Here is a 23,085-nt window from a genome sequence, read left to right as displayed (position 1 = left end):
GCCGACGTACCCTCCACTCATCAGGCAACTCGAAAGGGGCCACCCAATGAGTTCGCTCGACACATCGGGTTCCGATCCCGCGCCCGAGCACATGGTCCGCACGCTCACCTGGCGTGACGGCATGGTCTTCGCCCTGAACATGCCGATCGGCCTGTTCCTCACGCTCGGCTACACCGTCGGCGCGATCGGCGGCTGGACCGCCATCTCCATCTGGGCCGTCGCGTGCTTCTTCGCCTTCCTCCAGAGCCACCTGTTCTCGGAGATGGCCGCGATGTTCCCCGACCGCTCGGGCGGCATCTCCGTCTACGCCTACGAAGGCTGGAAGCGCCACTTCGCGCCGCTCGGTGCGATCGCTGCGTTCGGCTACTGGATGGGCTGGTCGCTGTCGCTGTCCGTCGAGGGTGTCGTGCTCGGCACCCTCATCGAGCAGGCGTTCTTCCCCGACAACGACATCGCGATCCGTCTGCCCATCGGCCACGAACTGGGCCTGCCCTATCTCATCGCGATCGGCGCGATCGTCTCGGCCTGGGCACTGAACTACTTCGGCATCAAGATCGCCGCCGGCGTCGCCCGCATCACCGGTGCCCTGCTGGTGATCGGCCTGACCGTCCTCGTCGTCGGACCATTCCTGTCGTCCGGCGCCGACTTCGACATCACCCGCCTGAGCTGGACTGGCACGAGCTCGCCGTTCGACTGGAAGGTGATCGTCGTCTGGTTCTACATCACCGCCTGGACGACCTACGGCACCGAGGTGTGCGCGAGCTTCGCCGCCGAGTACAAGGATCCGGTCAAGGACACCTCCCGCGCGCTGCGCCGCTCCGCCCTGATGATCATGGGCCTGTACATTCTCGTGCCCTACGTCGTGGTCGGCGCCCTCGGCGAGCAGACGATCGGCGCGAACCCGGTCAACTACATCGGCATCGCGTTCGAGCACATTCTCGGTTCGTATGCGTGGCTCGGCCAGGTTCCGGTGATGGCCGCGTTCGTCATCGCGATGATGACCGCGACCGCCGACGGCGGGCGATCCCTGTACGGCATCGCGCAGTCCGGCGGCACGATCCGCCAGTTGGGCGAGCTCAACCGCTACGGCGTCCCGGGCCGGGCCCTGACCACCGACATGCTCATCAACGTCATCATCCTGATCGTGCTCGGAGAGCCGATCGCGATCCTGCTCGCGAGCAACCTGGGTTACCTCACCGCGGTGACCCTCGCGGTCGGCGCGTTCGTCCTGCTCCGCCGCGACCGCCCCGACATCATCCGTCCGATCCGCCTCGCGAAACCGTGGGTCGTCATCGCGTGCGCCCTGTTCGCAATCAACACGTTCGCGATCGCCGTGGGCATCCTCAACCCGGGCCTGACCGGCTACGGCGGCCTGAGCGAAACCGTCACCGGCATCGGCATTCTCATGATCGCCTGCGTGCTCTGGTACTACCGCCAGCGCATTCAGGACAAATCGACGATCGAGTGGCGGGTCCACGACGACCCACTTCTGCCCCTCGACACCGCATCCAGCGAACCAGCCCCCGTTTCCGATTCCAGGAGCCACCCGTGAAATCCATCCGCGTCCACGCCTACGACACCCAGCCTTCCCTCGACGAGGTGCCCCAGCCGACCGTGCGGGACCCGCACGACGTGATCGTCAAGGTGCGCGGCGCCGGAGTGTGCCGCACCGACCTGCACATCATCGAAGGCCAGTGGAAGGACAAGAGTTCCGTCGTCCTGCCGTACACGATCGGGCACGAGAACGCCGGCACCGTCACCGAGATCGGCTCGGCAGTCACCAACGTCGCCGTCGGTGATTCGGTGATCCTGCACCCGCTCGCCACGTGTGGCCTGTGCCTGGCCTGCCGCAGTGGCGACGACGTGCACTGCACGCACTCCGATTTCCCCGGCATCGACACCGACGGCGGCATGGCCGAGTACCTGCGTACCTCGGCGCGCAGCGTCGTCAAGCTCGATCCGTCGCTCGAACCGGCCGACGTGGCGGCACTCGCCGACGCCGGGCTCACCGCCTACCACGCCGCGCGCAAGGCCGCCGCGATCCTGCGTCCCGGCCACACCGCCGTGGTGATCGGCGCCGGCGGTCTCGGGCACATCGGCATCCAGGTCCTGAAGTCGATGACAGCCGCGCGCATCGTCGTCGTCGACAGTTCCCCGGATGCGCTGGATCTGGCGAAGCAGATCGGCGCGGACGCGACCGTCGTCGCCGATGGCACCGAAACGCAGCAGGTCCTCGACCTCACCGGCGGCAACGGCGCCGAAGCCGTCCTCGACTTCGTGGGCGAAGGCACCGCCATCGAAGCCGGTGTCGGGATGCTGCGCCGCGCCGGGTCGTACTACGTCATCGGGTACGGCGGTCGGCTCGACGTGCCGACCATCGACATCATCAGCACCGAGATCAACTTCGTCGGCAACCTGGTCGGCACCTACAACGACCTGGTCGAGCTGATGGCGCTGGCCGCGGAAGGAAAGGTCAAGCTGCACACGGTCAAGTACCGGTTCAGCGACTTCCAGCAGGCGCTCGACGACCTGCACCACGGCCGGATCCGCGGTCGCGCGGTGCTCGTGCCCGACGACGAGTTCGACGGTCGGCGTGGCTGACCCGCGTCACCGGACCATCTCCTAAACTGAGCGGATGCGCAAGATGCCGAACCCGTCGAACGGAGACCAGAACTCGGGAGAGAACCCGGGCGACGGTCTCGACGACATCGACCGCGGCATCCTGCGCCTCCTCCAGGAGGACGGCCGCATGCCCTACCGGCAGATCGCCCGCGAGCTGGGTGTCTCCGAGGGAACCGTCCGCATCCGCTCGAGCCGCATGCAGGAGTCCGGCGCGCTCAACGTCATCGCGATCGCCGATCCGTTCCGCCTCGGGTACAGCGTCCTCGCGTTCGTCCTGATCAAGGTGGAACCGGGCGCGCAGGACCGGCTGGTCCAGGAGCTCACCGCGCTCGACGAATCGACCTACGTCTCCACCTGCATCGGCCGCGCCGACCTCTACATGCAGCTGGTGTGCCGCGACAACGACCACCTCCACGAACTGCTCCACCGGCGCATCCCCGCCCTCGGCGGGATCCGCGACCTCGAAGCGTTCATGGAACTGGAAATGCACAAGGTCTCGTACCGCTACAACCTGTCGTGACACACCGGGCGTAATCCCGGAATCCCTTCCCCCACTCCCTGCGGCGCCGGCAGCGCTCGATTCGTGCTGCGCCGCACCCTTTTCCACCCTCTCAGGGAGAATCATGATCTTCATCGTCGTGAAATTCACCGTCCGGCCGGAGGAGGCCGACACCTGGCTCGACCGCACCCGGGACTTCACCGATGCAACCCGCGCCGAACCCGGCAATCTGTGGTTCGAATGGTCCCGCAGTGTGGACGACCCGAACCAGTTCGTGCTCGTCGAGGCGTTCCGCGATGGCGACGCCGGGTCCGCACACGTCGCGTCCGAGCACTTCCGCGCCGGCCTCGACGCGATGCGTCCCGCGCTCGCCCGGACCCCGCAGATCCTCAACACCGAGATCCCCGGCGTCGAATGGGCACGCATGGGCGAACTCGACCTCGGCGACTGACGCCACCGAACATCCACTGCTGCAACACAAGACAAGGAAGTCGACATGACCGGAAGAGTCGAAGGCAAGGTCGCATTCATCACCGGCGCCGCACGCGGGCAGGGCCGCAGCCACGCGGTGCGCCTCGCGCAGGAAGGCGCCGACATCATCGCGATGGACGTGTGCGGCGAGGTCGGTCGCACCGCCGAGTTCTACCATCCCGCCACCGAAGCGGATCTCGCCGAGACGGTCGCGCTCGTCGAGGCCGAGGGCCGCAAGATCGTCTCCTACACCGCCGACGTCCGCGACTACGACGGGCTCGCAGCGGGATTGAACGACGCGGTCGCACAGCTGGGCCGTCTCGACATCGTCGCCGCCAACGCGGGGATCTTCCAGTTCGGCGACGAGGTTCCGGACCTGCTCGTCGGCGACTGGAACGACGTCATCGACGTCAACCTCAACGGCGTGTTCAACACGTGCAAGGCCGCCATCCCGCACATCGTCGAAGGCGGGCGCGGCGGCACCATCGTCATCACGTCGTCCGACGCGGGCGCCAAGGGCTTCGCACGGTTCGGCCACTATGTCGCGTCGAAGCACGGCGTCATCGGTCTGATGCGCACGCTCACAATGGAACTGGCTCCGCACTCGATCCGCGTCAACGTCGTGTCGCCCACCAACTGCAACACCGACATGATCCAGAACGAGGCCGTCTACAAGCTCTTCCGTCCCGACCTCGAGGAGGTTACCCCTGAGCAGTTCGCCGAGGCGTCGGGGACGCTGCTCGCGTTGCCCGCGCCGTGGGTGGAGCCGGTCGACGTGTCGAACGCACTGCTCTTCCTCGCCTCCGACGAGGCTCGTTTCATCACGGGCGTGAACCTGCCGGTCGACGGTGGGTCGTCGGTGATCTGATCACCCCTGGTAGCCGCAATCGAGAAAGACAGCAGCGCGATGCCGGCATCGCGCTGCTGTCTTTCTCGTCAGCCGCTCCGGTAGCGCGTCTTATCCGGCATCGTCCGAGTGACTGACGATGTTGACGACGGAACCGTCGGGCGCGCGCACGAAGAACCTACGCACACCCCACGGTTCCGTCGTCAGCGGATAGACGATGTCGAATCCCCGACGCTGCGCCTCCTCGTAGGCGGCTTCGACCTGATCGCCGACGTGGACGGACAGCACGGAATCGACCGGTGCGGTCGCGTCGCCACTGACGAGCTGGACGACGGCACGTCCGTCCGGGGTCTTGAACCGCGCCACCCACCCCAGGTTCATCTCTTCGACGGAGAGCCCGAGGTAGTCGGTGTAGAACTCCTTCGCTTCCTCGATGTCCGGGACGTTCAGATTCGCCGTGATGCCGGTGGGTCGCATGCCGATCACTCCTGCCGAGTCGTCCTGGTCATGCTCGATTCCACTACAGGCCGAAACATCGCGAGGAGCTTTCGAACGGATACCGACGGTCAGCCCTCGGCTGCGGGCAGCATGTGCCCCATGCGGCGCCGCTTGGTTTCGAGATAGCGCACGTTCGCCGGCACGACCCCGACGTGCAGGGGTTCACGGCCGATCACGGAGATCCCGTTGTCTTCCAGACCCGTGATCTTGGCGGGGTTGTTGGTGAGCAGCCGCACCGACCGCACCCCGAGATCGTGCAGGATCGCCGCAGCACCGCCGTACTCGCGACCGTCCGCGGGTTCGTCGAGTTCGAGGTTGGCCTGGACGGTGTCCAGCCCGTCGTCCTGCAACCGGTAGGCGGCCAGCTTCTTGAGCAGTCCGATCCCCCGGCCCTCGTGTCCGCGCAGGTACACGAGCACCCCGCCGTCCTGGGCGAGCCGTTCGAGCGCGGCGTCGAGTTGCGGACCGCACTCGCAGCGCTGCGACGCGAACGACTCCCCGGTCAGGCACTCCGAATGCACCCGCACCAAGGACCCGTCGCTGGGAGTCCCCGCAAGCAGGGCGACGTGGTCTGCGCCGGTGTGCCGGTCGAGGTAACCGACGGCCCGGAACGTCCCGAATCGCGTCGGCATGAGCGTTTCGTCGCCGCGCACGATCCGGCCGGCCGGGACGACCGGCGCAGGGAAGGAGTGCACGGCCCGGTAGTTGCGCAGTTCCTCGATCGTGAGAACGGGCAGGTCGTGGCGGGCTCCGAGGTCCTCGATGGCGGGCATCCGCATCATGGACCCGTCGTCGGCGACGAGCTCGGCGATCACACCGACCTGCGGCACTCCGGCCAGCGCACACAGGTCGACGGCGGCCTCGGTGTGACCGGGGCGTTCGAGGACTCCGCCGGGGCGGGCGCGCAGCGGCAGGATGTGTCCGGGCCGGATCAGATCCCGCGCGGTCGCGGTCGGATCGGCGAGCACCCGCAGTGTCGTGGCCCGGTCCGCGGCGCTGATCCCGGTGGTGACGCCGCGGGCAGCGTCGACGGTGACGGTGTAGGCAGTCTGCTTCGGATCCTGGTTGTCGGCGACCATCGCGGGCAGGTCGAGGGCGTCCGCCCGCGCCCCCGTCATCGGCGCGCACAGCAGGCCCGACGTGTGCCGCACGGTCCACGCGATCCATTCCGGTGTCGCGTGGTGCGCCGCGAGGATGACATCACCTTCGTTCTCGCGGTCCGCGTCGTCGGAGACGAGGACGGGCCGTCCGGCGCGGATCGCGTCGAGCGCCGCCTCGATGCGGCTCATGATGCCACCAGCTTCCGGAATGCGCTGCGGTGAAATACGATCGGCTCAACCGTGGATTCGGCTTCCTCGCAGTGCAGTTCGTGGACGCGCAGCACGACGATCGCGTGGTCCCCGGCGGGCACCTGCTGTTCGATCGACACGTCCATCCGGACACCACAGCCTTCGACGAACAGCGCTCCGCCGTCCCGGGTTTCGGTGCCGATACCGGCGAACCGATCGCCGTCCTTGGCGGCGAGCACGCGGGCCGCGCGGTCGTGTTCGGAGCTGAGAACGCTGATGCCGAGCCGGGGCTGCGCCGCAAGCTTCGGCCAGGTGGTCGACGTGTTCTGCACACAGAACGCGACGAGCGGCGGGTCGAGCGAGACGGGCACGAAGGTGCTGGCGGCCATGCCGAGACGTTCGGTTCCGGTGTCGGCGCAGATCGCGACGACACCCGCGGGGACGTGACCGAAGGCTCGACGCAGGGTAGCGCCGTCGAGGGTGGGAGTGGTCATCATGCCTCCGTTCGGACGGTGGATCGTACTGCGGCAGACCAACGTTCGGCGTAGTCCGCGATCCGGGTGTCGGTGGTGTAGGTGGAATCGATCAGGTACAGGCCCGGCGCCGGGCAGGTCGCGCCGAGTTCGACGAGGACCGGCTTGAGCAGCAGGTCCGGTGCCATCGCGTGCGCAGGTCCGGCACCGAGCATGAGGGGCACCGCGGTCACGTCGCGCAGTCCGTCTCCGGTGGCGAACTGGTCGAGGAACAGCTTCAGGATGCCCGTGTAGGTGGCCTTGAAGGTCGGGCTGGCGAAGATCACCAGATCCGACGAGGCGACGGTCTCGACGGCTTCCTTGACCGCGTCGTCGCCCCACCCGAGCAGGCCCGAACCGAGGATGACGACGTCGACGACGTGGTCAGGCGCCTCTCCGGTGAGCGCGGTGGCCAGCAGATTCGCCGCGTCGAGAGTACGGGAGCCGGGCTTCGGATTACCGGCAACGACAGTGACCTTCATGTGGATCTCCTTTCGGGCGAGGCGTTCCGCCCGTCACCGGGTATTCGACCCGACGTGTGTGTCGGGAATGCGACCTGAATGTGGCGTACATATTGCGCCGATGCACTTCGCGTCCACACGTGGATCACCTGCGGAAACTGCGCGACGTCGGCTGATTGATACGGAAAAACGCCGCTACCGGCCGACGGACATCGACCGGTCCAGTCGCTCCCGGAACGTCCCATCCGCGTACTCGCTGCGGGCGAGCCCCCGACGCTGGAGCTCGGGGATCAGGCCGTCGAGCACCTCGTCGAGATAGCGCCGGGTGATGAGCCCTCCCCCGCCGTGGAAGAGCAGGAAACCGTCGCCACCGACGACCTCCATCGCCTCCTCCATGCGGTCCGCGACCGTGGCCGGCGAGCCGACCAGATCGAGCGAGGTCGACTCCCCCGTGCTGCCGAGAACCTGCCGGAGGGAGGACTCCCGCGTCAGCCGCTTCATCGTGTCGAGAATGCTCTGAGCCCCGTTGGTGGTCGCATCCTCCGGGATGGGTGCGTCGAGATCGTATGTGGAGAAATCGATCTCGGAGATGTTCGACAACTGGACGATCCGGCGCAGGAAGTTGTCCGACTCCGGAGAGTACATCCGGTCCCGCTTCGCAACCGCTTCCGCGTCGGTCTCCCCGAGGATCGGGGTGACCATGTACAGAACCCGGCATCGGTCCGGGTCGCCGCCGCTGCGTTCGATCCGTTCCCGGATTCCGTCGCGGTATTTCTTCATGGCGTCGATACCCACTGGAACGGAGACGATCAGGTCGGCCCACTCGGCAGCGAAATCCATGCCCGCCGGTGACCCACCCGCCTGGCACAGGACGGGACGTTCCTGCCTGCCCATGGGAGTGGCGGGTCCGCTCACCCGGTAGTACCGGCCGTCGAACTCGACTCCGCCGCTGCCGGACCACATCTCGGAGACCACGCGCAGATATTCGTCGGCGCGGAGGTAGCGCTCGTCGTGCTCCCACAGTCTCTCGAGGCCGACGTTCTGGGCGGCGAGATCCTCGAAGGACGTCACGATGTTCCAGCCGCACCGGCCGTCGGACAGTTCGTCGAGCGTCGCCTGCATCCGCGCCAGCCGATCCGGCGGGTAGAGACTCGTACTCATCGTGGTCACCACTCCGAGCCGGCTCGTCTCCTGGGAGACGGCCGCCGCCAACGGAAGCGGATCGTGCTTGGGTGCCTTCACGGTGGCCTTGAACTCGGCCACCATGTCGCCGCCGAAGTTCTCGGGCACCACACTCGAATCCTCGAGCATGATGAAGTCGATGCAACTGCGTTCGAGCGCTTTCGCCATGTCGACGTAGAAGTTGCCATCTGTCCACGCCCGCGGATCGGGCCCCGCCCAGGGACGGTTCCAGCCGGTGGGCATGTAGTTGACGAACCATCCGAGCGTCATCGGCTCGCTCATGCCGACACCTCCTGTTCGGCGTGATAGGGGACGAATTCGAAGTCGGAGGCGCTCAGACCGAATCGGTCGCGCAGCAATCCGCCTCGCGGGGTAGGCACGAGCGCAGGGAGCGTCTCGTGCAACACCTGCCCGATGAGTCGACCCGATACGGCAGAGAATGCGTATCCGTCTGCGGACGTCACCGGAGGCGCCACCGCTGCCTCCCCGGCGACCCGCAGCAACACGCAGTCCGCACTCGCCCGCGCTGCGCGAATGTCCTCCTCGCACCGGACGACGAGAACATCGGCGACATCCGATTCCGCTGTTCCCTCGCGGTATTCGGCGAACCGCACCGCGCGTCCCTGGGGTGGGCGGGGTGCGTTCAGCGGACCGCGGGTGGAGAAGTAGGGGCCGTGATAGTTCGTGACGTGGACACAGTCCGCGTCCACGTACCGGCCGGAGGGCACGTCCGCGATCAGGGCATCGGGCTCCCACGAGTTTCCGAGGGCAGCGGTCGCGGCGAGATAGTCGGCGAGCGCGTCCTGACGCTCGGTCTCGGTCGCTGTGCCGGCGAACCACCGGCCGCTGTCGTCGGTGCTCACGGTTCCGGTGTCATGACCGGAGACGAACCATCCGGCCCGGCCGCGGGTCAGCGCATCGAGGGTTCCCAGAGCGCGTGCCGTGAGAAAGGGCGGCTGGCTCCACGGGGAGATCTCCGCGACGACGCCGATCCGCGGGGCGCGACGCGATGCCGCCGCTGCCAGCAGCAGCGCCTCCGGGCAGTCCGCACTGCCCGGCAGGACCACCGCGTCGGCGCCCGCGAGATCGAGCTGGACGATCGTGCGCAGCATTGTTGCTGCGTTGCCCGGTTCGAGGAACCAGACGACTACGGGACTGGTGGGCATTCGACCTCCTTGGAGATGTCGGTGAGGAATCCGATGTAGTGCTCGAGGATCGCGGCGGGATCCTGGTCCAGGATGTAGCCGCCGCCTTCCAGGGCGACGAATCGTGCGTGGGGAATCGCGCGCACGGTCTCCGGCACGTACGGGTACAGCACGTCGGAGGTTCCGCACAGCAGCAGCGCCGGCGCGGTGACCTTCTCCAGCAGCGCCCCGACATCCGTGGAGAAGACCGCGAGATAGGCCTCGTGCCAGCGCACACCGGCCCGGAGCTTGTCCACCACCTCGCGATGCCGGAGAACCAGATCCGGCGCGTAGGTCAGGTCGGCGTCGATCGTGCCGACCTGCTCCCAGGCGGTGAGCAGATGCGCGCCGTCCGCGGTCGGTGTCATCGCGGTGACCCCCGCGTGCCACCGCGTCCGATCCTCCAGGGACATGGCCGTCGCACCCACCATCGCCAGACTCACGATCCGGTCGGGATGGCGCGCCGCCATCGTCGCGGCGATCGCGGCGCCCGTGTGGTGACCGAGTACGTGGGCGCGTTGTGCGCCGAGGGCGTCGAGGACCGCGGCCATGTCGTCGGCCCACCGCTCCAGCGCGTACTGCTCACGCGGAACGTAGGACATACCGAATCCCGGGGTGTCCGCGGCGACCAGCGTGTAGCGCTCGCCGTATCGCGCCTCGAGGAACTTCGCGGCGAACGCTTCGTACATCGCCGACGACGCGGCCGTCTGGTGCAGCAGGAGCACCATCTCGGGGCCCGACCCCGCCGTGCGGGCATGAATCTGCCCGCACGGCGTGTCGACATAGAAGCGGTGCATCATCAGACGAACGACCGCAGGTTCTCGCGCAGCGTGGAGTGGGCGTAGTCGGTGCGCAGAAGCCCGCGACGCTGCAGGGCGGGAGCGACACCGTCGGTCATCTCCGCGATGGACTGGCGGCTGATGGGCTGTCCGTAGATCAGGAAGCCGTCACCGCCGACCTCCTGCATGAACTCGTCCATCTGCGCGGCGATCGAGTCCGGGGTACCCACCATCTCCGTGGTCTGGACGCGCATTCCGCTGAAGCCTTCACGGATGGTGCGGCCGCCGAGTTGCTTGCGCCAGACCTCGAGCTGGCTCTGATGCCCGTTGGTCGAAACATCGTCCGGGATCGGCTGATCCGGATCGAACTGGGAGAAGTCGATTTCCATGGTCGCCGCGAAGTGCGCCATCTGGACCTCGAAGTTGTGCTCCTTGCGGGCGTACCAAGCGGCGTTCTTCTCCTTGGCCTCCTGCTCCGTTTCACCGACGATCGGGTACACCACCGAGAAGACCTTGATGTCGTCGGGGTTGCGCCCGAACTTGGCCGCGCGAGCGCGGATGTCCGCACGATATTCCTTCGCTCCCTCGACGCCGTGCGGGATCGTGAGGATGACGTCGGCGTACTTGGCGGCGAAGTCGCGGCCGCGCGGCGACCCGCCGGCCTGGCAGAACACCGGACGTCCACCGGGGCCCGGCGGCACGTTCAGGGGTCCACGGGACTTGTAGAAGCGGCCCTCGTGGTGGATCGGATGAACCTTCTTGTAGTCGGCGTAGTAGCCGCTCTCCGGGTCGGCAAGGATGGCTCCGTCCTCCCACGAACCCCACAGCTTCATCGCGACGTCGACGAACTCCTCGGCCATCTCGTACCGCAGGTCGTGTTCCGGCAGCTTGTCGAGGCCGTAGTTCTGCGCGGCGAGGTCCTCGCTCGAGGTCACGATGTTCCAGCCCACTCGCCCACCGGTCAGGTTGTTGAGGGTCGCGAACTGCCGGGCCAGCTGGTACGGGTGGTAGAAGGTCGTCGAGGCGGTGGCGATGATCCCGATGTGCTCGGTGGCCGCGGCGAGCATCGAGGCGGTCACGACGGGATCCATCTTCGGTGCGTAACGCGCGTGCTTGAGTTCGATCTCGGCGGTGCCGCGGTAGATGTCGCTGACCATCAGCGAGTCTTCGATCATCAGGAAGTCGAAGCCGGCCCGCTCCAGGTTTCGGACCATGTCGACGTAGAAGCGGCCGTTGAAGTAGTTGGTGGTGGCGTCGATGCCACTGTACGGCGACTTCCATTCGGGGGCAGCGAGGTTGCCGAACCAGCCGAGACGGAACGGATCTGCAGTCATGTTCGTGGTCCTTCTCTTCGTCGAACGCGGTTCCGCTGTCGCCGGAATCGCGAGTCTGTGCCGTCGGGATCCGACGGCGAGGTCAGTGAATTGCCAGGAGCGCGTCGTCCGCCGGGGATTCACACGCTTCGAGGAGTTGTTGTTCGGTCAGTCGCGAGCCGGACAGTTCGTCGATCAGGTATCCGTGGTGCAGCACCAGCACCCGGTGACACACCGCCGCGAGGAGTTCGTGTTCACCGGAGAACACCACCACCGCAGCGCCGTTCGTCGCCGCGGCCATGGCGTCGGCCAGCAGGTCCTTGGCCGAACCCGGGTCCACACCCTGTGTCGGTTCGTCCAGCAGCAGAACCCCGGGCTCGAGCTGCAGCCACTTCGCGAACACGACCTTCTGCTGATTGCCGCCGCTGAAGGCGGACATCGGCAGTTCGGGCCGGTTCGGGTGGACGTTCACCTCGGTCATCAGCTCGGCGGCACGCTTGCGCATCGCCTTGATGTCCAGCCCTTTCCATCGACGATGCCGTTGCACGACGGGAAGGATGACGTTCTCCTCTGCGGTACCTTCCACCCAGCAGCCGTCGCGCAGCCGGTTTCCCGGCACCAGGGTCATCCCGTGGTCGATCGCCTGCCGCGGATCACCGGCCCGCAGTTCGGTTCCGTCCACCAGAACGGTTCCGGCGACCGGCTTCTCGTCACCGGCGAGCAGCATCGGCAGTTCTTCCTGCCCCATGCCCGCCAGTCCGGTGACGCCGACGACCTCGCCGGCGCGGACCGTGAGGTCGACGTCCGTGACGCGTCGTCCGGTCAGGCCCCGCACCGTCAGGCGCGGGGCGCCGAGCTCGACGGTGGGAGGAGCCGGGTAGAAGTCGTCCATGCGTCGCCCCAGCATGTGGGCGACGAGCTCGGCGCGAGACGTGTCCTCGATCGCGACCTCGACCACGTCACGGCCGGCGCGCATCACGGTCGCCCGGTCGCACACCTCCATCACCTCGGCGAGCCGGTGGCTGATGAAGATCACGCCTGCGCCGGCGTCCGCCACCCGGCGCATGAGCCCGAGCAGCCGGGACGCTTCCGGACGAGGCAGCGCGGCGGTCGGTTCGTCCAGGATGAACAGCTGCTCGTCCGTATTCCCGTCCATCAGGCGCATCGCCCGCACCACCGCGAGCAGGGCGCGCTCGGCGGGGCTGAGGGTCGACACCTGAGCGTCGAGCGGGAAGTCGAAGCCGAGCCGGTTCATCAGCTCGCGGTAGATGGCCTTCTCGCGTCCGACACGCACCGGCGACAGCAGTCGGGCACCGTATTTGGCGTTCGCACCCAGATTCTCGAGGACGGTCATGTCGTCGACCAGACCGATGTCCTGGTGGATGACGGCGATACCGTGCGCGTGCGGAGCGTCCACCGGGAGGGTCAGGGTTCGGCCGAACACCTCGACCGACCCCTCGTCCGGCGTCACCACACCGGTCAGCGATTTGACCAATGTGCTCTTGCCGCAACCGTTCTGGCCGAGCAGTGCGTGAACCTCACCGGGGCGCACGTACAGGTTCAGGCCGTCGAGCGCGACCGCACCACCGTAGGACTTGCGCAGTCCGAGGACGTTGAGGGCCGTCATGTCCGGGCTCCTGCCCGGCGCTTGCCGACCAGCTTGGCGGCGGTGACCGACACGATGAGCGCGAGACCGTAGAAGACGTTGGTCACCCAGGTCTGCGCACCGAGCAGCTGGAGCGCAGTGATACCCACCGTCAGCAGGTAGAGGGCGGCCACGGTGCCCCACGCGTTGAATCGGCCGACGGTGATCGCGGTCGCTCCGAGGAATGCCGCCGCGAAGGGCTGCAACATGTACTGGGCGCCGACGCTGGGGTCGACCGCTCCGAAGTATCCGGCGAAGCAGATGCCGATGAACGCGGCCAGCAGGCCCGACACGATGTAGGCCGACGTCCGGATCCGGTCGACGGAGATGCCGGCCAGGCGTGCTGCGGCACGGTTGCCGCCGATGAAGACGGTGTACCGGCCCAGCGGGGTGCGCTGGTAGACGTACCACAGCACCACGACGAGCACCCACGCGTACCAGGTGATCATCGGCAGCCCCAGCAGCTGCGAACGGGAGAAGTTGACGAAGCCGTCCGGCACGCCGGCCACGATCCGGCTGTCGGTGATCAGGTACGCGAATCCTGCCAGCGCCGTGTACGAGCCGAGGGTCGCGACGAACGAATCGACGCCCACCCGCACCACGATGAGCGCGTTGATCGCACCGACGAGGGCACCGAGTGCGAGCGCGGTGAGGATCGCGACGTAGGCCGGATATCCGTTCTTGGTCATCACGGCGACGATGGCTGCGGTCGCCACCATCGTCTGCGAGACCGACAGATCGAAGTCTCCGAGGCGCAGCACGATCGTGGCGGTGAGGGCGAGCAGGAGCACCAGCGACTGGGCGTTGAGCATCGTGGTGAACAGCGATGCCGTGCGGAACTGTGGAAGCGTGGCGACGCACAGCAGGACGAGCAGCCCGAGCGCACCGACGAGCGCCCAACGTTCGAACGCTCCGTCGAAGCGGGACGAACTCTTCGTCACGGGAGCGGGTATCGCTTCCGGGGTGGTCACTTCAGGGGTTGTGGCGGAAGTCGTCATGCGGAGGATCTCCTGTTCGGCCGGCTACTGAGCCGAGGACCATGCGGACTTGAATGCCGACTGGTAGTCCGCGTATTCGGGCGAGATCGACTCGACGCTCGCATCGCCCACGTTGTCGGCGTCGATGACGCGGGTCGGAATCACGTAGCCGGGAGCGCTTTCGCCGAGCATCGCGCGGGCCAGGTCGTCGACGGCGAGCCATCCGATCCAGCCCGGAGGCGGGGTCGCGATGTCCATGTCCTGACCGGAACCGGAGGCGATCGCGTCCAGGTTCGGCTGCAGGCCGTCCCGGCTGAGGACCTTGGCCTTGGAATTGGCCGCGGACAGAACGGGATCGACGTAGGTCACCGCGCTGTCCCAGACGGGGAAGATGTAGTCGATGTCGGGATCACGCTGCAGCGTGGTCTGCAGCTGGCTGCCGACGTCGGTCGCCACGTTGGCGACGTCGACGTCGATGATGGTGACCGAGCAGTCGGGGCACTCTGCCTCGATCTGCGACTTCGCGCCCTGAGCGAGGTTGTCCCACACGGCGACCGAGGTGGACGAGATGATCGCCAGGTTGCCGGCGCAGCCGCTGTCGGCCATCACCCAGTCGGCGGCCATCGCGCCGTCGGCGCTGAAGTCCGACGTGAGGTTTCCGTACATGCCCGCCGGAATCGCGTCGTCCGGATCGGTGTTCAGGGTGTTCTGCACGGGAATGCCGGCGGCCGCGGCAGAGGCGAGTGCCGACGACACCACGCTCGGATCGATGCCGACCAGGATGATCCCGGCCGCCTTCTGGGCCACCGCCTGTTCGATTCCCTCGTTGAATCGGTTGGTCATGCCCTGACCGTCGTAGCGGACCACCTTCATCCCGGCGGCCGTGGCGGCTTCCTCGACGCCTTCGACCATGTCCACCGAGAACTGGTTCATCGTCACCGTGATGAACCAGATGGTGTCGCCCTGGAGCTTTGCCAGGTCCAGCGGCGCCGTCGGAGCGATCAGCTCGGTCGGTGCCGTCGCGGCTGCGAGACGGGTCTGCACACCGTCGACGCATTCCTGCGCCGAGGCGGAAAGGGTCTTGTCCGAAGTGTCGTCCGATCCGACGTCGGTGGCCGCCGTACAGGCGGACAGTGCGAGCGACGCACCGAGGAAGAGCACCCCGACGGCCGTATGCTTGATCGATTTCATGCGTTCTCCGGTTCTAGCGACACGCCCGCGATGCAGCGCATCGGTCGGGCACGGGATCGAGTTCACGGCGACACCACACAACTCGTTCGCCTCAGTGACGACGACCAGTCAATGCGGTATCGATTGCGCCGCATGGTCGAGGCATTTGCGCGTCGATTGCGCCGTGTAACCCTCTGCGACACAGCCTGTCACCGAACGATTTGCGCAGGTCACGGACGTCGAGTTGGCGACGGATCACAGTAGGTCTCGATCAAAACGCCAAGGACGAACTCGAATTCGCCGCAGCTTCAACCACCCCGAACGCAAGAGTGCCCGCATTCCTCCAAAGGAATGCGGGCACGTAGCCTTCGAGCCGATCGTCAGCTGCACATCACAGTGCCACCTTCTCCGGAGCACTGCTGAGCGGGAAGGACACCCGATCGGCTCGGTAGTACGAGAACGTGTACTCCTGCACCGTCCCCTCCACGTCACGGAGGACCTGTTCGCGCATGAGCACCGGGGAACCCTCGCGCAGGCCGAGCACGCGGGCCGTATCCGTATCGCAGGCCACCGCGTCGATCACCGTGTCCACCTTACCCAGCGGGACGCCGTAGACGAATTCGAAGGCGTCGGCGAGACTCGGACACCGCTGCCACACCTTGGGTTGCTGGTACTGCTCGCGGTAGTACGCCATCCGTACTCCCAGCGGCTCCACGCCGGAACTCGTGACGTGCTCGAAGACGTGCTCGACGAGCCCCACGTGCGTGTCGTGGGTGCCCAGCCGCGACCGGATCGACGGTCCCGACGGCACCACGCGATTGTCGGTCTGCCGCACCGCGAATCCCGGTGGCGTGTGCCACGGCAGGATGTCGTCGACGGGGACCTGGAAGTACTCCTGCCGCACCCGCGTGCCCGTACGGCGGCGACGTTCCACGAGGCCTTCGGCGGCGAGTTGCTGCAGCGCCTCCCGAACCCGGGCGCGCGGAATGCCCATCGTCTTGACGAGACGGTCCTCGACGAGTTGCTCGTCGTCGACCAGAAAACCCGACCTGATCAGCGATCGGATGAGGCCGTATGCGCGACGTGTCTGATTGGTCGCCCCTCTGGCAGGCGAATCCTCCCGAAGCATTTCCTGTTGCACTGTGCCTCCTGGATCCCTGATACCGAACGTCACGCCGGTACCGGGTCTTTTTACCCCATCGGCGTTTCGGGATCGTTACACCGACAGGCCCCTCGGATTCGGGAGAATTCGCCCAGCGGAGTGAAAGTTGTCAATCACGCTGTGGCCCACCGGTTGTCGCGTGCAGGTGCGGTGACGCGACCGATACAGTAGACGGCCGGCCGTGGACGAATGTGACGCGATCGGCCCGGTAGTGATCGAAGGCGATCTGGATCGGCCGTTCGTGAGAGTCGTAGAAGGTCTGGTTCCGCACGACGACCGCGGAGCCCTCCGATATCCCGAGAATCCGGGCTGTACGACTGTCCGCCGTCGTCGCCCCGATCGACGTGTCGATCCGGGACACCGTCCGGCCGAAGAATCGAGAGGCGACCTCGCTCATCGCAGCGCGGCCCTCGTAGCTCACCGCATCGAAGGACGATCGGAAGTACGCCGTGCGAATCCCGATCACCGCCCCCTTCAGCGCAAAGTGGTTCTCTATCATCCGCAGTCGTCGATCCGATGTCGAGAGTCTGGTTCTCAGCAACGAGGTGCTGGGAACGGTGCGTTGCTCGGTGATCACGATGTCCATCTCGTCCGACGGGGCGTCGGCGACGCGAATGTCCTCCAGCGCGATCCGGACTCCGGTGTTCACCACGATCGTGCCACTGCGCGGATGTCGCACGACGACTCCCTCGTCCGCCAGTTTCCGAAGCGCTTCACGCACGGCGGTGCGGCTGGCGTCGAGAGCGGCGATCAGCTGATCCTCGACGAGTACCTGGTCTTCTGCGTAGATTCCCTCCCGCACCGAGGCCAGCAGCATGTCGTGCACTCGCCGCGAGAGGGTGTTGCGGTTACCCGCCGATCCGCCCACCGCTCGCGGATGGGTGGCTCGTTGTCTCATGATGACGTTCTCGTTCATACTCGTCGGCCTCTCGGGTTCCGAATCCCCGGCGGCCGGCAGGTCTGCCGAACGCGGTCGAGGACCGCACCGGGCAGATGCAGTCCTCGACCGGATTCCGCCGGGTCAGAATTCGTGGATGTTCTCGTTCAGAGTCGTGTAGGTGTAACCGTCGCGGATCGCTCCGCGACGCTTCAGCGCCGGCGCGAGGCCGTCGGCGATCTCCGCGATGCTGTGGCGGGTCATCGGCGAGTACAGCAGGAAGCCGTCCCCGCCCACCTCGTCCATGATCTCCTCCATCTTCGCGGCCACGGTGTCCGGGCTGCCGACCAAGCCGAGGTCGGTGATCTGGAAGGACTCTGCCGCGACCTCCCGCAGCGTCTTGCCTTCGGTGTCCTGGAAGAGGTTGGCGATCGACGACCGTTCACCGTTGCCCTTGGACAGGTCGATCTGATCGACCGGGGTGTCGAGGTCGATCGATCCGAAGTCGATCCGCCCGCCGCTCGTGTAGCTCATGTTCCACAGGTTGTACTCGACCGCGGCATCGGTGTACCGGTAGCGGCGCAGCGCCTCGGCCTTCTCCTGCGCTTCCGCGTCCGTGGGGGCGACGATCGGGGTCGCGAGGAACAGCAGCTTGATGTCGCTGGGCTTGCGGCCGTGGGCGAGCATTCGACGGTGAATGTCCTCGCGGTAGGCCTTCATATCCTCGACCGTCTTGCACATGGCCATCTGCGTGTCGCCGTGGCGCGCCGCGAGTTCGCGACCCGGCACCGAGCCGCCCGCCGAGACGACCGGGATGTCCCGCTGCGGCCCGGGGATGGTGTTGAGCGGACCGCGGGAGCGGAAGTACTTCCCCTCGAAGTTGATGGGGTGGACCTTGGTGTGGTCGGCGTAGATGCCGTTCACGTCGTCGGCGATCACCGCGTCGACGTCCCACGAGTGCTGCAGCTGCTTGACGACCTCGACCCACTCCTCGGCCATCTTGTACCGCTCGTCGTGGTCGAAATGCTGGTCGTAGCCGAAGTTCTGGGCCACACGGTCGGTGACGGAGGTGACGACGTTCATTCCGACGCGTCCCTCGGTGAGATGGTCGAGCGTCGTGTAGAGCCTGGCAGCGAGATAGGGGTGGTACTGGATGGTCGAAACGGTGGGAACGATGCCGATGTGCTTGGTGCGCTGGGTCATCAGCGGCACGAGCGGCATCGGGTCGTTCTTCGGTGCCATGAAGCCCCGTCGAAGCGACACTTCCGCGGATCCGTTGTAGCTGTCCTCGACCATCGCGGTGTCCTCGATGAGGATGTAGTCGAAGCAGGCGCGCTCGAGCGATGCTGCGAGATCGACGTACAGGTCGGGCTTCATCCAATCCCGCATGTTCGCACCGGTGTACACACCGTCGCCTCCCGCAGGGTTCCAAGGCTGAATACCGAAGCCGCTCCCGAGAAACCATCCGAGATGAAACATGTTCTCTGCCTTTCACTTCTGCCGATAGACGCCCGCTCGTTCGCGGATACTGCGCAGTCTTCTCGGGGCAGGGAGGCGATTCCGTTCCGCCTCGGTAACACACGCGTTGCGCAACTCGGTGGTCGGCAGTCGTGGCCGTCGGCGCTGCATCGACGCACGAGCCTCGACGTGTTGCGCAACCGTGACAGCGGCGCAACACAGGGAGGCAGACAGAACCCCCGGGCCGGGACTCATGCGGTCCCGGCCCGGGGGTCACAGGCACCGACTCAACGCTTTCCACGGGAGGCGGTGCGACGACGGACCGCGCCGGACAGCGCGACCGCGATCACCAGCGCGCCGCCGTAGAACAACTGCTGGACGAAGCTGGCCACGCCGAGCATCTGCAGCCCGACGACACCCGCGACCAGGAAGTAGACGGCGACGAGGGTGCCGAAGGCGTTGAATCGGCCGGGGACGATCGCGGTGGCGCCGAGGAAGGCGGCGGCGAAGGCGGGCAGCATGAACGACTGTCCCGACGACGGGTCCGCGCCGCTGAGCATGCCAGCGTACACGATGCCGGCGAGCGCGGCGACGAACGCCGACGTCACGAGCGCGCCACCGCGGATTCGGTCGACGTGCAGGCCGCTCAGCCGGGCGACCTGCGCGCCGCGTCCGACGAACAGCAGCCGACGTCCGATCGGGGTGTACTGGAACACCACGGCCGTGACGAGGACGAGCGCCAGCGCGTAGTAGAACTGCAGCGACACCCCGAAGACGCGGGTGCCGATGGTGGCGTCGACGAGCCCCGAGTCGATACCGGTGACCGAGGTCGAGTCCGAGATCCACTGCACGACACCGAGAACCACGGTGCCGCTGCCGAGTGTCGCGATGAACGAGTCGATCTGGAGCCGCACGACCAGCAATGCGTTGACGAGGCCGACGAACACCGAGGCGAGGATCGCGACGAGAATGGCCGGCAGCAGCGACCAGCCGTGCTGGACGTTGAGTACCGCGATCGTCATGGCCGCCAGCGACATGGTCGAGACCGCGGACAGGTCGAATTCGCCTGCGGTGAGCGGCACGATCAGGCCGAGCGCCAGGATGAGCAGTACCGCCTGGGAGCCGAGGATGTTCTGCAGGTTGTTGGCGGTCGGGTAGACCTCGGGGCGCAGCACGCTGAAGAAGACGACGACTGCGACGAGAGCGAGGACGAGGGCGTACTTCTCGAACACCGGCCCCAGCGACAGGCGTCTCTTCGGTGGTGCTTCTTCAGGTGCGACGGTGTTCGGAGCGGCGGTCTTGTCGATGGTGACGGACATCAGGCATTCACTTCCTGTCGGGTCAGGCCGAGGACACTGTCCTCAGACCGAGAACACTGTCCGAGATGTGCTGCTTGGAGAGGTTGTCGCCGGTGAGTTCGGCGACGATGTGGCCGTGGGAGAACACGAGCACGCGGTTGCACAGCACCGACAGCTGCTCGTAGTCGGAACTGGCGACGACGATGCCCGCTCCCCCGTTCGCGGTGTCGCGCAGCATCTCGAAGATGCGTGCGCGGGCACCGATGTCGACCCCCTGGGTGGGCTCGGCCAGCAGGACCAGCTGCGGATCGATCTGGAGCCACTTGCCGAGCAGCGCCTTCTGCTGGTTGCCGCCGGACAGCGACCCGTACACGGCCTGCGGATCGCGGGGCCGGACGTCGCAGTGCTCGGCCAGTGCGGTCGCGACGGCGTTCAGCGCACGCGGTTTCACGAAGCCGCTGCCGAGGATCGGGAGGGTGACGTTCTCGGCGACCGTCAGTTCCGGCGCACTCCCCTCGACCTTGCGGTCCGGCGGCACGTACACGACCTTCCGGGCGAGCGAGTCGATCGGCGTCGTGGTGGGCAGCGCGACGTCGTCCGATCCGATCGTCATGCGCCCGCCGCGTGCGGGTTTCGCGCCGTACAGCGCGGCCAGCACGTCGTCGTAGCCGGATCCGGCGATCCCCGTGAGGCCGACGATCTCACCGGGACGCACCTCGAAGGTGATGCCGTCCACGGTGGGCGTTTCCAGTTCGATGACGCGTGCGAGCGGCGGCACGTCGTCGAAGTCGCGGACCGGCCCGGCGATCCGGGGATCGGCGGAATCGAGGCTGCGGCCGACGATGAGGTCGATCAGCGAGGTGGCGGTGAGATCGCGGGTGCGGTGCGTGCCCTGCGACACCCCGTCCCGCAGCACGGTGACGCGGTCGGTGTGGTCGAGCACCTCGTCGAGGTCGTGGGAGACGAACAGGACGGCGGCCTTGCGGTCGGCGACGATCTCCCGGACGACGGAGAACAGCAGGTCGGTGCCTTCGCGCGGGAGGAACACGGTGGGTTCGTCGAGGACGAGCAGCGTCCGGCGGTCGCCGAGTTCCTCGGTGGCGCGCAGGATCGCAACCAGTGCTCGTTCGGTCTCGTTGAGGCTCGACACCGGCGCTTCCGGATCGACGTCGAGACCGAACCGCTCGAACAGGGCTCGTGCCGTGCGCTTTTCGCGTCGCCACGAGATCCACGGCCTGGATCCGGCGACCACCGGCCCGACCCGCAGGTTCTCGACGACGGACAGGTCCGGGACGAGGGCGAGGTCCTGGTGGACGAAACTGATGCCCAGGTCGCGGAATCCACCCGCCGGCACCGGCAGCGGCACGTCCCGGCCACGCACCTGCAGGGCGGCGCCCGCGTCGGGGGCGTGGAATCCGGCGAGCACCTTGATGAGGGTGGATTTCCCCGAGCCGTTCTCCCCGAGCAGGCCGTGCACCTCACCGGCGTGGATCGTCAGATCCACGTTCTTCAGAACAGTGTGGTCGCCGAACGTCTTGGAGAGCCCGACGATGTTGACGATCGGATCAAGGCTGCTCACTGGGCCCCCAGATGGCTTCGTATCCGGTGACGTAGGCGGTGCCGTATCCCTTGTCGGGCTGCGGCGGGGTGCCCGTCTCGTCGATGTTGTCGGCGGTGATCAGCTTGAGCGGGGTCTCCTGCGCGCCGTCCGCGACGGGTTCGTAGCCCAGCAGCAGACGACCGGCCTGGTCCAGGGTCGCCCACGCGAGCCACGGGATGGATTCGCCGACGTTCATGGTGACGATGCCGTCGTCCTGCTGGATCTTGAGCACTGCGGGCGTGCCGTTGACCGAGGAGATCTCGACCTGCCCGGTCTTGCCGGCGGCCTTGATCCCGGACTGCGCGTAGAGGGACATCGAGTCGTAGATCGGCAGGATGAAGTTGATGTTCGGGTCGGCCGACAGCGCGGACTGCACTTCGGACTGGATCTTGGTGGCCCACTCGGCCACCGGAACGTTGACGATCTTGTAGGTGCACTTCGGGCAGTACTGCGCGATCTCGTCCTCCATCGCCGCGACCTCGGCCTTGGCGGGAGGCACCTCGTTGGACGTGATGATCAGCGCGTTGCCGTCGCCCTCGGTGCGGTCGATCATCCAGTCGACGGTGAGCCGGTTGGCTTCCGAGAGGGGTGCGTCGGTGGTGGCGTCGACGAGCCCCACGAGGTCCGCGGGCAACGGTTCGCCACGCAGGATCGTGTGGGTGAGGAGAACGGGAATGCCTGCCGCGTCGGCCTTTTGAAGCGCCGGTTTGATGAGGGATGCGTCGACGCCCTGGGACAGGATGATGAGGTCGACCTTCTGGTTGACGGCCTGCTCGACGCCGGTGGCCCACTGGGTGGGCTGGCCCTGGTTGGTGTATTCGATCCAGGTGGCGCCGTAGCGTTCGGCGACCTTCTTCGATTCCTCGTCGACCGCGACGTTGTAGGGGTTCTCGCTGTTGGTGGGGATGGCGAAGATGGTCTTGCCGGCGATGTCCTTCATGGGGAACGGTTCGGCCTCGAGCGTGAACTCGGGGTCGGACTCGTACATCGCGAGCTGCGCCCGGGCGTACTCGAGTCCGGCGGCGACATCCGCGTCCGACACGTCGGCGCCGCCGGATCCGTCGCTGCTGCAGGCGACGAGACCGAGAGAAGCGGTGAAGGCGAGCGCCGCGAGGGCGGCGCGACCGGGTCGAGGAAGACGCATGGATTCTCCTGGGGAAACGAAGTGAGCGATGGAGCGTCCCCGCCGTTGGGGACCCGACCGGGAAGATGATGACTTCGAATGTATTGCGTGACGTGTT

At 66.8% G+C, this 23,085-nt stretch carries 22 protein-coding genes; 5 read left to right on the top strand and 17 right to left on the bottom strand.

What is annotated here, in order from left to right:
• The first annotated feature begins 46 nt into the window (after positions 1 to 46).
• The 5 genes from ACWDTS_RS08805 (at position 47) to ACWDTS_RS08785 (ending at position 4,460) form a co-directional block, all read left to right on the top strand.
• A complete protein-coding gene (locus tag ACWDTS_RS08805) occupies positions 47 to 1,552 on the top strand; it encodes an APC family permease (RefSeq protein WP_450117990.1) in 1,506 nt (501 codons plus the stop codon).
• The gene (locus ACWDTS_RS08800) at positions 1,549 to 2,601 is read left to right on the top strand and encodes an NAD(P)-dependent alcohol dehydrogenase (RefSeq protein ID WP_450117989.1); all 1,053 of its coding nucleotides are present in this window, start codon (positions 1,549 to 1,551) and stop codon (positions 2,599 to 2,601) included. Before ACWDTS_RS08805 ends, ACWDTS_RS08800 begins: the two co-directional genes overlap by 4 nt.
• Before the next feature lie 34 nt (positions 2,602 to 2,635).
• A complete protein-coding gene (locus ACWDTS_RS08795) occupies positions 2,636 to 3,142 on the top strand; it encodes an Lrp/AsnC family transcriptional regulator (RefSeq protein ID WP_197252893.1) in 507 nt (168 codons plus the stop codon).
• 103 nt (positions 3,143 to 3,245) lie between these two features.
• Positions 3,246 to 3,572, top strand: coding sequence for a putative quinol monooxygenase (locus ACWDTS_RS08790; protein ID WP_197252894.1), 327 nt, complete (start codon positions 3,246 to 3,248; stop codon positions 3,570 to 3,572).
• Positions 3,573 to 3,617: 45 nt separating this feature from the next.
• Positions 3,618 to 4,460 carry a mycofactocin-coupled SDR family oxidoreductase gene (locus ACWDTS_RS08785; RefSeq protein WP_138998041.1) on the top strand — a complete coding sequence of 281 codons (843 nt, stop codon included), beginning with the start codon at positions 3,618 to 3,620 and terminating at the stop codon, positions 4,458 to 4,460.
• Between the two features lie 90 nt (positions 4,461 to 4,550).
• Here the strand turns inward: ACWDTS_RS08785 and ACWDTS_RS08780 are convergent, their stop codons facing one another.
• From ACWDTS_RS08780 to ACWDTS_RS08700, 17 genes are all read right to left on the bottom strand, one after another.
• On the bottom strand, positions 4,551 to 4,916 hold the full coding sequence (locus ACWDTS_RS08780; protein WP_450117988.1) for a VOC family protein: 366 nt from the start codon (positions 4,914 to 4,916) through the stop codon (positions 4,551 to 4,553).
• An 89-nt stretch (positions 4,917 to 5,005) separates the two neighbouring features.
• Complete coding sequence (ribB, locus tag ACWDTS_RS08775) at positions 5,006 to 6,226, bottom strand: 3,4-dihydroxy-2-butanone-4-phosphate synthase (protein WP_450110186.1); 1,221 nt, start codon at positions 6,224 to 6,226, stop codon at positions 5,006 to 5,008.
• Entirely contained in the window at positions 6,223 to 6,723 is a 501-nt protein-coding gene (locus tag ACWDTS_RS08770; RefSeq protein ID WP_197252899.1) for a flavin reductase family protein, read from the bottom strand. Before ACWDTS_RS08770 ends, ribB begins: the two co-directional genes overlap by 4 nt.
• A complete protein-coding gene (locus ACWDTS_RS08765; protein WP_450117987.1) occupies positions 6,720 to 7,220 on the bottom strand; it encodes an NADPH-dependent FMN reductase in 501 nt (166 codons plus the stop codon). The genes ACWDTS_RS08770 and ACWDTS_RS08765 overlap by 4 nt, the downstream gene beginning before the upstream one ends.
• Positions 7,221 to 7,394: 174 nt before the next feature.
• Complete coding sequence (locus tag ACWDTS_RS08760; protein WP_450117986.1) at positions 7,395 to 8,663, bottom strand: LLM class flavin-dependent oxidoreductase; 1,269 nt, start codon at positions 8,661 to 8,663, stop codon at positions 7,395 to 7,397.
• Complete coding sequence (locus ACWDTS_RS08755; RefSeq protein WP_450117985.1) at positions 8,660 to 9,547, bottom strand: LLM class flavin-dependent oxidoreductase; 888 nt, start codon at positions 9,545 to 9,547, stop codon at positions 8,660 to 8,662. Before ACWDTS_RS08755 ends, ACWDTS_RS08760 begins: the two co-directional genes overlap by 4 nt.
• Entirely contained in the window at positions 9,529 to 10,365 is an 837-nt protein-coding gene (locus ACWDTS_RS08750; RefSeq protein WP_450117984.1) for an alpha/beta fold hydrolase, read from the bottom strand. Before ACWDTS_RS08750 ends, ACWDTS_RS08755 begins: the two co-directional genes overlap by 19 nt.
• Positions 10,365 to 11,678, bottom strand: coding sequence for an NtaA/DmoA family FMN-dependent monooxygenase (locus ACWDTS_RS08745; protein WP_197252903.1), 1,314 nt, complete (start codon positions 11,676 to 11,678; stop codon positions 10,365 to 10,367). The genes ACWDTS_RS08750 and ACWDTS_RS08745 overlap by 1 nt, the downstream gene beginning before the upstream one ends.
• A gap of 82 nt (positions 11,679 to 11,760) precedes the next feature.
• Positions 11,761 to 13,284, bottom strand: a complete 1,524-nt coding sequence (locus ACWDTS_RS08740) for a sugar ABC transporter ATP-binding protein (RefSeq protein WP_229581855.1) — start codon at positions 13,282 to 13,284, stop codon at positions 11,761 to 11,763.
• Entirely contained in the window at positions 13,281 to 14,300 is a 1,020-nt protein-coding gene (locus tag ACWDTS_RS08735; RefSeq protein WP_197252905.1) for an ABC transporter permease, read from the bottom strand. The genes ACWDTS_RS08740 and ACWDTS_RS08735 overlap by 4 nt, the downstream gene beginning before the upstream one ends.
• A gap of 24 nt (positions 14,301 to 14,324) precedes the next feature.
• The gene (locus ACWDTS_RS08730; protein ID WP_248675835.1) at positions 14,325 to 15,470 is read right to left on the bottom strand and encodes a sugar ABC transporter substrate-binding protein; all 1,146 of its coding nucleotides are present in this window, start codon (positions 15,468 to 15,470) and stop codon (positions 14,325 to 14,327) included.
• A 370-nt stretch (positions 15,471 to 15,840) separates the two neighbouring features.
• On the bottom strand, positions 15,841 to 16,590 hold the full coding sequence (locus ACWDTS_RS08725) for a UTRA domain-containing protein (RefSeq protein WP_229581852.1): 750 nt from the start codon (positions 16,588 to 16,590) through the stop codon (positions 15,841 to 15,843).
• Between the two features lie 130 nt (positions 16,591 to 16,720).
• Positions 16,721 to 17,509 (bottom strand): GntR family transcriptional regulator, encoded by a 789-nt coding sequence (locus ACWDTS_RS08720; protein WP_349536449.1) that lies wholly within the window; start codon positions 17,507 to 17,509, stop codon positions 16,721 to 16,723.
• A 123-nt stretch (positions 17,510 to 17,632) separates the two neighbouring features.
• Positions 17,633 to 18,967 (bottom strand): NtaA/DmoA family FMN-dependent monooxygenase, encoded by a 1,335-nt coding sequence (locus ACWDTS_RS08715; RefSeq protein WP_450117983.1) that lies wholly within the window; start codon positions 18,965 to 18,967, stop codon positions 17,633 to 17,635.
• A gap of 266 nt (positions 18,968 to 19,233) precedes the next feature.
• Positions 19,234 to 20,265 carry an ABC transporter permease gene (locus tag ACWDTS_RS08710; protein ID WP_450117982.1) on the bottom strand — a complete coding sequence of 344 codons (1,032 nt, stop codon included), beginning with the start codon at positions 20,263 to 20,265 and terminating at the stop codon, positions 19,234 to 19,236.
• 22 nt (positions 20,266 to 20,287) lie between these two features.
• Entirely contained in the window at positions 20,288 to 21,823 is a 1,536-nt protein-coding gene (locus tag ACWDTS_RS08705) for a sugar ABC transporter ATP-binding protein (protein ID WP_450117981.1), read from the bottom strand.
• Positions 21,810 to 22,988: a sugar ABC transporter substrate-binding protein gene (locus tag ACWDTS_RS08700; RefSeq protein WP_450117980.1), complete on the bottom strand. Its 1,179-nt coding sequence runs from the start codon at positions 22,986 to 22,988 to the stop codon at positions 21,810 to 21,812. The genes ACWDTS_RS08705 and ACWDTS_RS08700 overlap by 14 nt, the downstream gene beginning before the upstream one ends.
• Between the last annotated feature and the right edge of the window lie 97 nt (positions 22,989 to 23,085).

The sequence above is a fragment of the Rhodococcus sp. NPDC003383 genome, assembly GCF_053589115.1.
The sequence above is the reverse complement of the archived record's forward strand: the minus strand, read 5'-3'. Positions and strand labels throughout refer to the sequence as shown.